11 protein-coding genes are annotated in these 13,871 nt (G+C 43.2%); 5 read left to right on the top strand and 6 right to left on the bottom strand.

The window, feature by feature from the left end; translation table 11 throughout:
- Positions 1 to 59: 59 nt before the first annotated feature.
- Positions 60 to 554, bottom strand: coding sequence for a GNAT family N-acetyltransferase (locus IR173_RS06490; RefSeq protein ID WP_237038859.1), 495 nt, complete (start codon positions 552 to 554; stop codon positions 60 to 62).
- Positions 555 to 615: 61 nt separating this feature from the next.
- A complete protein-coding gene (locus tag IR173_RS06485) occupies positions 616 to 1,566 on the bottom strand; it encodes a transporter (protein WP_237038858.1) in 951 nt (316 codons plus the stop codon).
- Positions 1,567 to 1,720: 154 nt separating this feature from the next.
- Here IR173_RS06485 and IR173_RS06480 point away from each other — a divergent pair, with 154 nt between their 5' ends.
- From IR173_RS06480 to dnaA, 3 genes are all read left to right on the top strand, one after another.
- Positions 1,721 to 2,890: an N-acetylmuramoyl-L-alanine amidase family protein gene (locus tag IR173_RS06480; RefSeq protein WP_237038857.1), complete on the top strand. Its 1,170-nt coding sequence runs from the start codon at positions 1,721 to 1,723 to the stop codon at positions 2,888 to 2,890.
- Between the two features lie 23 nt (positions 2,891 to 2,913).
- The gene (locus tag IR173_RS06475) at positions 2,914 to 3,801 is read left to right on the top strand and encodes an MlaD family protein (RefSeq protein WP_237038856.1); all 888 of its coding nucleotides are present in this window, start codon (positions 2,914 to 2,916) and stop codon (positions 3,799 to 3,801) included.
- Between the two features lie 339 nt (positions 3,802 to 4,140).
- Positions 4,141 to 5,544: a chromosomal replication initiator protein DnaA gene (dnaA, locus tag IR173_RS06470; RefSeq protein WP_237038855.1), complete on the top strand. Its 1,404-nt coding sequence runs from the start codon at positions 4,141 to 4,143 to the stop codon at positions 5,542 to 5,544.
- A 119-nt stretch (positions 5,545 to 5,663) separates the two neighbouring features.
- On the opposite strand, the gene IR173_RS06465 is transcribed toward dnaA, so the two are convergent.
- Positions 5,664 to 6,404, bottom strand: a complete 741-nt coding sequence (locus IR173_RS06465) for an NADPH-dependent oxidoreductase (RefSeq protein ID WP_237038854.1) — start codon at positions 6,402 to 6,404, stop codon at positions 5,664 to 5,666.
- Positions 6,405 to 6,747: 343 nt separating this feature from the next.
- Between IR173_RS06465 and IR173_RS06460 the strand changes: the two genes are divergently transcribed.
- Both IR173_RS06460 and folB read left to right on the top strand, forming a co-directional pair.
- Complete coding sequence (locus IR173_RS06460; RefSeq protein ID WP_237039007.1) at positions 6,748 to 9,288, top strand: adenosylcobalamin-dependent ribonucleoside-diphosphate reductase; 2,541 nt, start codon at positions 6,748 to 6,750, stop codon at positions 9,286 to 9,288.
- A 906-nt stretch (positions 9,289 to 10,194) separates the two neighbouring features.
- Complete coding sequence (gene folB, locus IR173_RS06455; protein ID WP_237038853.1) at positions 10,195 to 10,563, top strand: dihydroneopterin aldolase; 369 nt, start codon at positions 10,195 to 10,197, stop codon at positions 10,561 to 10,563.
- Positions 10,564 to 10,758: 195 nt separating this feature from the next.
- Here the strand turns inward: folB and IR173_RS06450 are convergent, their stop codons facing one another.
- The 3 genes from IR173_RS06450 to mtaB all read right to left on the bottom strand — a co-directional run bounded on the left by IR173_RS06450 (position 10,759) and on the right by mtaB (position 13,803).
- Positions 10,759 to 11,283, bottom strand: a complete 525-nt coding sequence (locus IR173_RS06450; RefSeq protein WP_237038852.1) for a methylglyoxal synthase — start codon at positions 11,281 to 11,283, stop codon at positions 10,759 to 10,761.
- A gap of 163 nt (positions 11,284 to 11,446) precedes the next feature.
- Complete coding sequence (locus tag IR173_RS06445; protein ID WP_237038851.1) at positions 11,447 to 12,490, bottom strand: glycosyltransferase family 2 protein; 1,044 nt, start codon at positions 12,488 to 12,490, stop codon at positions 11,447 to 11,449.
- Positions 12,487 to 13,803, bottom strand: coding sequence for a tRNA (N(6)-L-threonylcarbamoyladenosine(37)-C(2))-methylthiotransferase MtaB (gene mtaB, locus IR173_RS06440; protein WP_237038850.1), 1,317 nt, complete (start codon positions 13,801 to 13,803; stop codon positions 12,487 to 12,489). The genes IR173_RS06445 and mtaB overlap by 4 nt, the downstream gene beginning before the upstream one ends.
- Positions 13,804 to 13,871: the final 68 nt, after the last annotated feature.

Here is a 13,871-nt window from a genome sequence, read left to right as displayed (position 1 = left end):
CTTTTTCTTTTGTATATAGGGGACATCTCCACAAAGACACCACAAGCAGGAATACGACCTTACAAAGGCTTGACTTTAGCTACTCCCTTTGCCATCCAGAAATTAGTAAGAGAAAGCTGATTCGCCTTGCGCTTTTGTTCTTCCTCTACTACATAACCTTTTTTTTCAAAGAAAGGGCGGGCAGTTAAACTCACTTCGGATGTAATCCGCATAATCCCGGATGTAATTGCATACCGTTCTATTTCTTCCAAAAGCATCGTAGCAATACCTTTACCTTGAAAATCCTTGTGGACAAACATAGAATGTAAATAGCCTTGGGACGTAATAGATGAAAAGCCAACGATTTGCGACTGTTGATTAACAGCTACAATAAAATAGTGGGTCTTTATCATATCTTCTATTTTAGAAAGATTATCTCCGCACGATGCCCAATCTTCAACTTCCGCTTGTGAGTAATCACGCCTGTTTATCACAAGAACTGTATTTTGAAATAACTCTCTCAGTTCAACCGCATCTGGCTGTTGAGCTTGCCTGATTGTAAATTCTGTCTTCATAGTATTACCTCCTACCTTTCTTCTTTTGTAGTTATCATAGAATATCCATATCTTACACTTGTTATTTCATCTCATTTTTTCTCTTTTTCCACAACTGATAACTATTAATCGTGTTTTGCCACACGACATAGCTACCGGGACCGACAGAGGATAAAGGATTGAGATAAGTCACTGCCATCCAGATGGCAAGCACTGTGTTTTTCTGTCCCAATGCCTGCCCCGCGCTGATTCGGTCATGATAGGCGCTGCCAATCCTTTTACCGAAATAAAATTGCAGACAGCAAGTGACAAGTCCCGCCAAAGCAATCATTATCTCGATGGAAACATCGGCGGTACTGGTAACTAGCGAGCGCACAGTTTGCCCCGTTACAATGGTCAGCGCAACCGCCCACAAATAAAAAGCAACCCCATGATACTTCAATAACAGTCGATGCAAAGACGGGATATAATAACGAAGCAACAATGCCACAAAGAAAGGAGCAAGTAATAAGGGGAACACTTTGCTCAGAATCTTAAGAAAGGCAATCACGAAGGTAATGTCGGCATGAGGCTCTACAAGCGGAAACACAAGCGGCACCGCTATTGCCGCCAATATATTCGAAAGTAATGTATAAGTAGTAAGCGTAGAAGCACTTCCTCCCAATTTTCCTGTAATGACAGCCGCCGCTGTAGCTGTAGGACAAATCAGACACACCATTGCCCCCTCAAAAATATCTCTGTAAGCCTCCGCCATCGGACAAAGAATCAGCAACAAAGCAATAATGCCGCTCGACACTGCCTGAATAGACAACAACCATGCATGCCATGCCTTGGGTATGAGCTCCTTAGGCTCAATTTTACAGAAAGTGAGCAACAACTGTGCGAAGATAAGAAAAGGAGTCAAGACCACAATCAGCCCATTCACAAAAGGTTTTACCGGCTCCAAAATAGTGACGTTAGCTAATAGGAAATATCCGATAGCTCCGGCAAGCATTGCCAACGGCAACGTCCAATTCTTCAGAAACTTAAGCATATTATAGATTATTTGGGGATGCAAAGTAATAGAAAATCAACCAAATACTCGTCTGTTTTTCGGGTTTTATGGCATCTTTCTACTAAAAAACACAAAACTTGAGGGTAAAAGCCAAGTTTTCATTAAAAATCGCTACATTTGCACCTTAATTAATATGAGAACCGATAGACTTAAAATAATAATTCTGTTGTGTAGCCTTGCGCTAGTCTTGCCTTTTCTTTGTCTGACAGCCAAAGGAAAGGACTTCACTGTTGTCATTGACCCCGGTCACGGCGGCCATGACCCCGGTGCTATCGGCAGACGCGGAAAGGAAAAGAATATCAATCTGAATGTGGCGCTGAAAGTAGGACGCCTGATACAGAACAACTGTAAAGATGTAAAAGTCATATTCACACGTCGCACCGATGTGTTTATTCCTTTGGACCGCCGCGCACAAATAGCCAATAACGCCAAAGCAGACTTATTTATTTCCATTCATACCAATTCGGTAGCCCGCGGGCGTACCGTCAGAGGTGCGGAAACTTATACCCTCGGTCTACATCGAACGGAAGAAAATCTGGAAGTCGCTAAAAAGGAAAACTCTGTTATTTTAATAGAGGATGATTATCAGCAACGCTATGCCGGTTTTAATCCGAACTCTTCGGAAAGTTACATCATCTTTGAATTCCTGCAGGACAAGAACATGGAGAAGAGTGTAAAACTGGCCACTCTGATACAAAAACAATTCAAGACTTCGGCACGCCGCATAGACAAAGGCGTACACCAGGCGGGATTTCTTGTACTTCGTGAGACATCCATGCCCAGCGTTTTGGTAGAGCTTGGCTACATCTCTACTCCCGATGAAGAACAATATCTTCTGTCTGAAGCGGGTAGCGAAGCTTTGGCAAACAGCATTTACAAAGCTTTCTTAAACTATAAGCGCGAACACGACGCACCCATCAGCCGTAGCAAAGTGCAGCAACAGGAACTGCCTGAACCGGAAGAGAAACCGGAGGAAGCTATAGCAGAAACACCGACTGATGAACCAGACAGTGCATCCGAACCGGCAGTCATCCATAAACCGGTATTCAAGATACAGATATTGGTATCCGACAAGGTATTGCCCAAAGGCAGCAGACAGTTAAAAGGACTTTCTCCGGTAAGCTATTATAAAGAAAAAGGACTCTATAAATACACCTATGGCGAAAACACCGACTATAATAAGGTATTACGCATGAAGCGCGAAGTTACTGCCAAATTTAAAGACGCATTCATCATTGCCTTCAAAAACGGGAAAAAGATGAATATCAACGAAGCCATCAAAGAATTTAAGAAAAACAGATAAATAATATAAAAGAGATAACAGAAATGACGAAAGAGGTAAAAATAGGATTAATAGGCATCGCTGCTTTAGCCATGCTCATCTATGGTATCAATTACCTGAAAGGAATCAATATGTTCCAATCAGCAAACTATTATTATGTAGAATATACCAACATAAACGGTTTGGCCGGCTCCAGTCCCGTATTCGCCAATGGTTTTAAAGTAGGTACTGTGAGAAGTATCAACTATAATTATAAGAAACCGGGACACGTGACGGTAGAGGTGGAGGTAGATAAGGAAATGCGCATCCCCAAAGGAAGTAGAGGGGAATTGGTTACCGAAATGCTGGGAACAGTAAAAATGAACCTCCTCTTGGACGATAAAAACAACGAGTTCTTCCAGCCGGGGGATACTTTACCCGGAATAACCAACAATGGCCTGATGGGAGTAGCCGAAGAAAAGTTGGTCCCCCAAGTAGAACAGCTTCTTCCCAAGATGGATTCCATTCTTCAATCATTGAACAAACTTCTGGCAGACCCGGCACTGACAGCAACCATACACAATGCCGAGAAGCTGACAACCAACCTGGATGTCACTACACGCCAGCTAAACTCATTAATGAATAATGAGTTGCCGCAGATTACCGGCCGATTAGTTACCATTACCGACAACTTCTCTGTCATCAGTGAAAACTTAAAAGGCATTGACTATGCAAGCACTTTCAGCAAAGTGGACTCTACATTATATAATGTACAACTACTGACCGAAAAGCTCAACCGTAAAGATAATACCATCGGCTTACTGTTCAACGACCCGACGTTCTACCATAACTTGAATACAACGACAGCCAATGCAGCTTCCCTGCTTGAAGACCTGAAGGCACATCCCAAACGGTACGTACACTTCTCGCTGTTCGGCAAGAAAGATAAGTAACGCCTCTGCTTAAAATAGAAATATTCTAAATAGAGCCTTATTTCCTTTTTTTCACTGTTGATTAGTAAAAGGCTGTCAACAGGGAAGAAAGGTTTAAAGAAACGGAGTTAATCACCAGGATAGCTCCACAATAAAATCTCAATAGGAAGCTAATAATCAGGAGTTTACAAATGTGCAACTTTTGTTCTAGACAGACTTTAAAGCGATTTTTATAAGTCATTGAAACTAAAGAGATTACTTTTTAAACATAAAAAGCAAGAAAAAAGCGATTTGTTTTTCTAGAATTTCATTTCGAAATTTGCATTGTAGAAGTTTCGCTTTTTATAATAAATGTCTTATATGATTGAAAACGATCACGTCGTTTTATGGAACCGATGTCTCAATATCATCAGAGATAATGTTCCTGACACGACCTATAAAACTTGGTTTGAGCCTATCGTGCCTCTGAAGTACGAAGACCACGCCTTGACCATTGGAGTCCCGAGCCCCTTCTTCTATGAGTTTCTGGAAGAAAAGTTCGTGGATTTATTGCGTGCAGCCCTTTATAAAGAAATAGGGGAAGGTACGCAGTTGATGTATTGCATATTGACAGACAAGACCAATCATATAACTGTGAATATAGAGGGAACGAAGCGTTCTTCGGCGTTACCCGCACAAACAGTTATAAAAGATGGCAATAAGGCTCCCAACCCGATGCAGGCTCCGGCTCCGCAGGATTTGGATCCGCATTTGAACCCAAACTACAATTTCGAAAACTTTATTAAAGGAAACAGCAACGAGTTTTCGCGCACTGTAGGAGAAACCGTAGCAAAGAATCCTGCCCGAACATTCAATCCGTTGTTTTTGTACGGACCGTCAGGGGTGGGAAAGACTCACTTAATCAATGCCATAGGTACACGCATCAAGGAACTTTATCCGGAAAAACGAGTATTATATGTATCGGCACATTTGTTCCAGGTACAATATACTGATTCTGTGCGTACAAACCATTTCAATGATTTCATCAGTTTCTATCAAACAATAGATGTACTGATTATCGATGATATTCAGGAATTTGCCGGTGTAACTAAAACCCAGAACACCTTCTTCCACATCTTTAACCACCTGCACCAGAACGGCAAGCAACTTATTCTGACTTCCGACCGTGCACCGGTGATGCTGCAAGGTATGGAAGAACGCCTTCTGACCCGTTTTAAATGGGGATTGGTAGCTGAACTGGAAAAACCTGATGTGGAATTGAGGAAGAACATTCTCCGCAACAAGATTCGCCGTGACGGATTGAATATTCCTGAGTCTGTGGTAAACTACATTGCCGAGAATGTCAACGAAAGCGTACGCGAACTGGAAGGTATCATCAACTCTCTGTTGGCACAGTCCATCATCTTTAAGCGTGATGTAGACATCGATTTGGCAGAACGCATTGTCCGCAAAGCCGTCCGTTGCGAAAGCAAACCGATTACCATTGAAGACATTATTGCCAAAGTATGCAGCCATTATGAAATAGAAGAATCAGCCATCCACACCAAAACACGTAAAAGGGAAGTCGTGCAGGTACGTCAGGTGGCCATGTTCCTTGCCAAAAAGCATACGGATGCCTCCTCTTCCAAAATCGGTCAGCTCATCGGGAATAAAGACCATGCTACCGTGCTGCATGCTTGCAAAATCGTGAAAGATCAGGTAGAAGTGGATAAATCATTCAAAGCTGATATAGAAGAAATTGAAGCTTTGCTAAGAAGAAAATAAAACGTTTCATTCTCCGGAGAATACTTTTTAGGCACGAATAACACACAATTGACGGAAAAGATGAAAAATCCGTGTTTAATCTGTGTCATTCGTGCCTAAACTACAACTATTCGGCCGGATTATTTTTCAAACCCCTGTTTCTTCAATGTTTCCTTCAGAACACCCGACATATATTCATTATCAGACTTCTTATAGCGCACATCAGTAAACACCTGGGCCAATGTCTCTTTATGATTCTCCTCTATAAACTGATGATTCTCAGGCAATGATTCCTTATAAGCATAAATACGGTCAATATCTTCGACCGAGTAATCATGGTAAACTTCATCATGCAATATCCCCTGAATAGGAAGGCGGTCCACCTGTGAAGGACATTCGTCAGGATAGCCCACTGTTATGGTAGCCACCGGCATCACCAATTCCGGCAATTGGAGTATCTCAACAATCTGATCTGGGTTATAGATTGTAGTACCCAAATAACAAATACCCAATCCGTGCGCTTCTGCCAATGTACAGAAATTTTGTGTTACCAACAATGCATCCGTCGCCGCATTCAGAAAAGAAATAGGATTATCATATCCCGGCTCCGCCTTACGTGCCCGGCACCACTTGCTAAAGCGGTTAAAGTCGGCACAAAAGGTAAGAACCACCGGTGCACCTGTTACCATAGGCTGATTAAAATGAGCCGGTGCCAACTTTTCCTTCATTCGTTTATCACGAGTGACTACAACACTATACAGTTGCATATTCCCCATGGTAGAAGCACGAAAAGCCTCTTCAAGCAAATCATTTAACAAAGATGCGGGGATTTCATCCTGTTTGTATTTACGGATAGACCGTCTGTTCTTTATTGAATCCATATTCTTTTTCTTGCAAAGATAAGAAAAGAAAAGCGTATTCAATCACCTTTTTCGCAAAATAATCCACTTCAAACATTTGGAGTTTTCAATTATTTCATTACCTCATTGTTTAATTGAATTTTCCAAATAGAAAACTTCGCCGACCAATGATTTTACAATCAGTACTGAAAATCAAACAATTAACAAGCGAGTTTGGATAACTTTCAAATTGTTGAAAACTTATTCGATATTTATTTTGTTTATTCAGAAAACATCTATAGCTTTGCCGAAGCTTTTGTTATAATGAGTTAGGACTTCTACATCTTTAAACTTATTGATAAATATAGTAAATCTGAATATAAAAGTGGAAAAACAAACTTATTCCTACGATGAAGCCTTTGAAGCATCTTTACAATACTTTAAGGGTGATGAACTTGCTGCAAGGGTTTGGGTAAACAAATACGCAGTAAAGGACTCTTTCGGTAATATTTACGAAAAGTCACCGGAAGACATGCATTGGCGTATTGCCAATGAAGTGGCCCGCATTGAAAGCAAATATAAAAATGGGCTGGACGCACAACAACTTTACGAGTTATTGGACCATTTTAAGTACATCGTTCCACAAGGAAGCCCGATGACAGGTATCGGCAATGATTATCAAGTAGCATCATTGTCCAATTGTTTTGTTATCGGAATGGAAGGTGCGGCTGATTCTTACGGCGCCATTATCCGTATTGATGAAGAACAGGTTCAGCTGATGAAACGCCGTGGAGGAGTAGGTCATGATTTGTCCCACATCCGTCCGAAAGGTTCACCGGTCAAGAACTCAGCATTGACTTCTACAGGATTGGTTCCTTTTATGGAGCGTTATTCAAACTCCACCCGCGAAGTGGCCCAGGACGGTCGTCGCGGTGCATTGATGCTGAGTGTATCTATCAAGCATCCCGATTCAGAAGCATTTATTGACGCCAAGATGACAGAAGGCAAAGTTACAGGAGCCAATGTTTCTGTAAAATTGGACGATGCTTTCATGCAGGCAGCCATTGACGGTACTCCGTATACACAACAATATCCTATCGATGCTGCCACTCCTTCGACAACCAAAGAAATAGACGCTTCGGCTTTATGGAAAAAGATTGTACACAATGCGTGGAAATCGGCAGAACCGGGCGTGCTGTTCTGGGATACCATCATACGTGAATCCGTCCCCGACTGTTATGCAGACTTAGGCTACCGCACGGTGTCTACCAATCCTTGCGGCGAGATTCCATTATGTCCTTATGACTCATGCCGCCTGCTGGCTATCAATCTATATTCTTATGTAGTCAATCCATTCACCAAGGATGCCTATTTCGATTTTGAACTGTTCAAAAAGCACGTTGCTTTGGCACAGCGTATCATGGACGACATTATCGATTTGGAGCTGGAGAAAATCGAAAGAATTATGACCAAGATAGAATCTGACCCTGAAAATGAAGAAGTGAAAGGGGCAGAAAGACATCTGTGGGAGAAAATATACAAGAAAAGCGGTCAGGGACGCCGCACCGGTGTAGGTATTACTGCCGAAGGAGATATGCTGGCCGCTATGGGATTACGCTATGGAACAGAAGAGGCAACCGAATTCTCGGAAAAAGTACATAAGACCGTTGCCTTGGAAGCATATCGTTCTTCTGTAGAAATGGCAAAAGAACGCGGTGCCTTCGCCATCTATGACAGCGAAAGAGAGAAAAACAATCCCTTCATCAACCGCTTGAAAGAAGCCGATTCGAAATTGTATGAAGACATGCTCAAATACGGACGCCGTAACATTGCCTGTCTGACCATTGCACCGACAGGCACCACCAGCTTGATGACTCAGACTACTTCGGGCATTGAACCTGTGTTTATGCCTGTTTACAAGCGTAGAAGAAAAGTCAACCCGAATGACCCGCAAGTGCATGTTGATTTTGTGGATGAAACAGGTGACGCCTTCGAAGAATATGTGGTATTCCACCATAAGTTCGTAACATGGATGGAAATAAACGGCTACGACCCTGCCAAACGTTATACACAGGAAGAGATAGACCAATTAGTTGAGAAATCACCATATTATAAGGCCACATCAAATGATGTAGACTGGCTGATGAAAGTCAAGATGCAAGGCCGCATCCAGAAATGGGTAGACCATTCCATCAGTGTCACTATCAACTTGCCAAACGATGTGGACGAAGACCTCGTAAACCGTCTTTACGTAGAAGCATGGCGCTCGGGTTGCAAAGGCTGTACCGTATATCGTGACGGTTCACGTTCCGGCGTATTGATTTCCAACAAGAAGAAGGATAAGAAAGAAGAGATGCCACCTTGCAAGCCGCCTACGGTAGTCGAGGTCCGTCCGAAAGTATTGGAAGCTGATGTAATCCGTTTCCAGAACAATAAAGAAAAATGGGTAGCCTTTGTCGGCCTGCTGGACGGTCATCCATACGAGATATTCACCGGTCTGCAAGACGATGAAGAAGGTATCTTATTGCCGAAATCCGTCACTAGCGGACGAATCATTAAAAATGTAGACGAAGACGGCAACAAACACTACGACTTCCAGTTTGAAAACAAGCGCGGATACAAGACGACTATCGAAGGCTTGTCCGAGAAATTCAACAAAGAATACTGGAACTATGCCAAACTGATTTCAGGTGTGCTCCGCTGGCGTATGCCTATCGACCGTGTCATTAAGTTGGTGGACTCACTGCAATTGGACAGCGAAAGTATCAATACATGGAAGAACGGTGTAGAACGTGCCTTGAAAAAGTACGTTACCGACGGAACCAAAGCCGACGGTCAGAAGTGTCCGAATTGCGGACATGAGACTCTCGTTTACCAGGAGGGATGCCTTATCTGTAAGACATGTGGAGCGTCAAGATGCGGATAATGGTTTATTATATAATGTAATCACAAAAAGAGAAGAAAAGAGGAACTGCCATTCGATACAGGCAGTTCCTCTTTCTTTTAGCACTTCTTCTTCTTCTTCTTCTTCTTCTTCTTCTTCTTCTTCTTCTTCTGCTGCTGCTGCTACTGGTGCTGTTACTGGCTGCTAATGACTACCGGTGCTACTACTGACTACTGCTGCCGGCTACTACCTCTGCTACTACTCTGCAGTTACTATCTCTACTGCTGCTACCTCTACTGCTCTGTTTCTTCAGCTACCACCACTGTCCCTCTTCCCCACCCCATCCTTTTTTTATGGTTCAGTTTAAAAGGGTCAATCCGAAAGCCCTGTGAGTGACAAGCGTGAACTATGAGTTACAATGCTGACGTCCAATCAGGTGTTCGTGTGATGTACTTGATTTATAATACTTTGGAAGTATGTATGTTTTTAGCATTGTAAACTTTAAATGTTTCTCAAATATTATACCCACATACTTTTTGACTTGACCCGTTTGAAATCATGGGGTATTGAAACTCTGCATAGGTTTTGAACTTCCCTAAGTCGTTTCATTAGCCGGACGAAGCATCTTCGTCCTTTCGATTATGCCTGTCTATCAGTCGAATTGCTACAGTCTTCGGCAATGAACTGTATAGTCCGTTGCCGTAGACCGTACAGTCCACCGTAACGGTCTGTACAGTCTGCCGTAGTAGACTGTAATAATCTTCCGTTTAAAAGGACTTGGCTGACCCTAAGAAACGGCTTACTCTTCCTTTGGTTAGCGATATGATATGCTACTCCCCAAGATTTCAAGCTGAGCCTTTTTATCCGGTCTTTCCACAAAAATCTCTTATCAGTTCTTTCCCACAAGAAAAAAGTACCTTATATTTGTCCATTCATTAAACCGGAAGTATGAAAGCAACATCGATGTATATATGCCTGGAAGGTATCAAATTCTTTGCCCGCCACGGAGTAGACCCGCAAGAAACGGTTGTGGGAGCCAATTTTACTATTGACTTAAAATTAAAAACAAACTTTATCCATGCTGCCCAAACAGACAGACTGGAGGGAACCGTGAGCTATGCCGACGTGCATACCGCAGTAAAGGAAGTGATGAAAACCCCTTCCCGATTATTAGAACACGTGTGTGAACGCATAGCGGAGCGGCTGTTCCATGACTTTTCCGCTATCGAGGAAATAGATATCCGTCTATTCAAAGAAAATCCGCCTATGGGGGCGGATTGTCAAAAAGTAGGAGTCGCCGTGCACTACGACCGATAAGATACACCTTACGAGGATGTGTCAAAATTGAATTAAACCAAAGAAGAACTTTTAGTCTGAGACTTGAGCATCCTAAAAAGCAAGAGAAAGAGCCGTATCATTACTCGAAACAGAGTTCGATACGGCTCTTTTAAATTGGGTAGTTACAATCTATAACTTTTCGGAAGGGTCATTTTTGTTTTGACACATCCTCCATTATTTGTTCCTTCTGCCTTTTCGCTTCTTGACCTGCTCCACTGCCTCAGACACCACCGGTTTATTGGCAAAACGCTGAGTATATCCGGTATAATCCGGATGGGTACGCTCATATTCCCGGTCAAGAAACAGAGGGCTGGTTATGATATGGTCAGCCGTAGAACGATTACAGCAGAAAACAATATTCTCCACGCCCGCCAAACGGGTCAATGCCTTTACATCCGTATCATGCGGCTGGAGAGTCATCGGGTCGGTAAAGAAAAAAAGATAATCTATTTCCCCTTCCACAATGCGTGACCCAATCTGCTGGTCACCACCCAGCGGTCCTGATTTCAAGATAGTGATATCCCATTCCACATCCGGATGTTTCTCCTTCAATGCTTCCCGAATAAGTGTCCCTGTAGTTCCCGTGCAATAAAACTTATGACCCACCAACCGTTCCGAGTTCCAAAGAACCCATTCTATCAGGTCTTTCTTCATGGCATCATGTGCCACCAAACCAATCTTTCTAACCAACTTGTCCATAGTCGCATTTTTTAATATACAATATTTTGTTTACCCCTCGCCTGCCGAGATGAAAACAAAGTTAATTACTCTATATATTAAAACAAATGAAATCCGTTTTTTCTCACGAAAGAAACGGATTTCATTGATATAAGTCAAAGTTTTTATGTCAACTGCATTACATTCAGGCAGTCAGTCCTTTCACAAAATTACGCAGTTGTGAGAACCTTTTCTTGCCCAACGCATGATATTTCCATAAAATGCTATACCCCACTCTTTCGGGAATAGGCCCGTCGGCAGCCTTCATCATATTCTCTACGCGGGCAGAAGCAAAACCATAACGGGTGCTCTCAAAATCTTTCCTTGCCTGAAGAACAGCCTTAGCATTCTCTTTATCCTTCTTAAGATAAAAAACTACCACCGCAATCCTATCCAGCAAACTACGCACGCGAAGCACGTGATTTAATTCCTTTTCGGGCAAATTCTTGTAAAGCATCAATAAATTATTGCGAAAGTTCAGATATGTTTTCCGGGGACTTTCTTTTTTCAACGTAGCTGCACCTACATGATACACCACACTTTGCGGAATACACACCAATCCCCTTCCACGGCTGCGAAGACGCCAGCAAAGGTCGATTTCCTCCATGTGGGCAAAAAAGCTCCCATCCAGTCCCCCTGCCTCGCGATAATCTTCCAAACGGACAAAAAAGGCAGCCCCGCTCACCCAGAACACAGGCATTACCGTATCATACTGGCCGTCATCCTTCTCTACCGTTTCAAAAATCCGTCCGCGACAAAAAGGGTAACCATAACGGTCGATATACCCTCCTGCAGCACCGGCATACTCAAAAAACTCTTTATTGCGCCGGCTCAGAAGTTTGGGCTGGCAAGCAGCCACTTCGGGATGAGCCTCCATAAAATGCAGCAAAGGCTCCAACCAATGGGGCGTCACTTCTACATCACTGTTCAAAAGAACCGCATATTCCGCATCCACCTGCTGCAAGGCACGGTTATACCCTTCGGCAAAGCCATAGTTTTCTTCCAGTTCAATCAGGCGCACAGAAGGAAATTCTTTCCTCACCACATCACACGACGCATCCGACGAAGCATTATCAGCTACACACACCTCCACTCCTTCCGCTTCAGAATATTCCACCACCGAAGGAAGAAATTGGCGAAGCATGGCTTCCCCATTCCAATTCAATATGACCACTGATATCTTTTTCATATAATTGTACCTTTCAAGGCAGTGCCGTCTTCATCAAAATCACCTAACTTCACCCGCACCAGTCGATTGTCAAGCGCATCATCGTGTTCCAATTCCACACGGATATAATTATCCGTAAAGCCATGCATCGGCATTCCCGCCTTCGACTTTTCAGCCAGCACGACAGCCTCTTTGCCTATATGCTTGGCATAAAAGGCCTTTGTCTTTTCATCCGAAAGCGCCAATAGACGCTGGCTGCGCTTATGTTTCTCTTCGGGAGAAACCACGTGCTCTATTTTCAACGCCTGAGTGCCGGGACGTTCAGAATAACTGAACACATGAAGTTGGGTCACCTCCAGCCCCTCGATAAAACGGTATGCGTCTTCAAAATACTCCTCCGTCTCACCCCGAGTCCCTACAATCACATCCACACCGATAAACGCATCCGGCATGATATCCTTGATTTTATGAATTTTGGAAGCAAACAATGCCGTATCATAACGGCGCCGCATCAACTTCAGCACATCATCACTGCCACTCTGCAAAGGAATATGGAAATGAGGCATAAAGGCACGCGAACGAGAGACATACTCGATAATCTCATCCGTCAGCAAATTAGGTTCGATGGAAGAGATACGATAGCGTTCAATCCCCTCTACTTTATCCAGCTCCTTCACCAAATCAAAGAATGTTTCACCGGTCGTCTTTCCAAAGTCCCCGATATTTACCCCGGTAATCACAATTTCCTTTCCCCCTTCGGCTGCAGCCTGACGAGCTTGCGCCACTATTTCTTCCACCCGTCCATTACGGCTGCGCCCACGTGCAAACGGAATCGTACAATAAGAACAGAAGTAGTCACAACCGTCCTGTACCTTCAAAAAATAACGGGTGCGGTCTCCCCGCGAACACGAAGGAGAGAAACTGCGAATATCCTTGGTAGCCGTTGTAATGGCTTCTCCCTTCTCGTGCTTTTCCAGATTTCCAAGATAACTCATCAATTCCCCTTTCTGCTCTGCACCGAGAACAACGTCTACCCCCTCAATCTTCGCCACCTGTTCCGGTTTCAGCTGGGCATAACATCCGGTCACAACGACAAAAGCACCCGGATGCTGCTTAGTCAGCCGGTGAATAGCCTGACGGCACTTTTTGTCGGCAACTTCGGTAACCGAACACGTATTTATGACACAAATATCAGCTTTTTCTCCTTTACGCGCAGTACGGATACCGGCTTCTTTCAGAGTTTTGCCAATCGTTGAGGTTTCTGAGAAATTCAATTTGCAGCCCAATGTATAATAAACGGCTGTTTTATTTTGAAATATCGTCGTATCAATCATACCTAATTTATCTGTTTAGGCGACAAAGTTACGCATAATTCTCCTTAATTCTTTTAGAATACCAATAA

The organism is Phocaeicola faecalis (genome assembly GCF_021730445.1).
GTDB classification, from domain to species: domain Bacteria; phylum Bacteroidota; class Bacteroidia; order Bacteroidales; family Bacteroidaceae; genus Phocaeicola; species Phocaeicola faecalis.
Note: the sequence above shows the minus strand (reverse complement) of the source record. Positions and strands in the feature narration are given on the sequence as shown.

Excerpts from the sequence above, each read along its gene's own strand:
- IR173_RS06490 (WP_237038859.1), bottom strand. The coding sequence starts at position 554 with ATGAAGACAGAATTTACAATCAGGCAAGCTCAACAGCCAGATGCGGTT.
- IR173_RS06485 (WP_237038858.1), bottom strand. The coding sequence starts at position 1,566 with ATGCTTAAGTTTCTGAAGAATTGGACGTTGCCGTTGGCAATGCTTGCC.
- IR173_RS06480 (WP_237038857.1), top strand. The coding sequence starts at position 1,721 with ATGAGAACCGATAGACTTAAAATAATAATTCTGTTGTGTAGCCTTGCG.
- IR173_RS06475 (WP_237038856.1), top strand. The coding sequence starts at position 2,914 with ATGACGAAAGAGGTAAAAATAGGATTAATAGGCATCGCTGCTTTAGCC.
- dnaA (WP_237038855.1), top strand. The coding sequence starts at position 4,141 with ATGATTGAAAACGATCACGTCGTTTTATGGAACCGATGTCTCAATATC.
- IR173_RS06465 (WP_237038854.1), bottom strand. The coding sequence starts at position 6,404 with ATGGATTCAATAAAGAACAGACGGTCTATCCGTAAATACAAACAGGAT.
- folB (WP_237038853.1), top strand. The coding sequence starts at position 10,195 with ATGAAAGCAACATCGATGTATATATGCCTGGAAGGTATCAAATTCTTT.
- IR173_RS06450 (WP_237038852.1), bottom strand. The coding sequence starts at position 11,283 with ATGGACAAGTTGGTTAGAAAGATTGGTTTGGTGGCACATGATGCCATG.
- IR173_RS06445 (WP_237038851.1), bottom strand. The coding sequence starts at position 12,490 with ATGAAAAAGATATCAGTGGTCATATTGAATTGGAATGGGGAAGCCATG.
- mtaB (WP_237038850.1), bottom strand. The coding sequence starts at position 13,803 with ATGATTGATACGACGATATTTCAAAATAAAACAGCCGTTTATTATACA.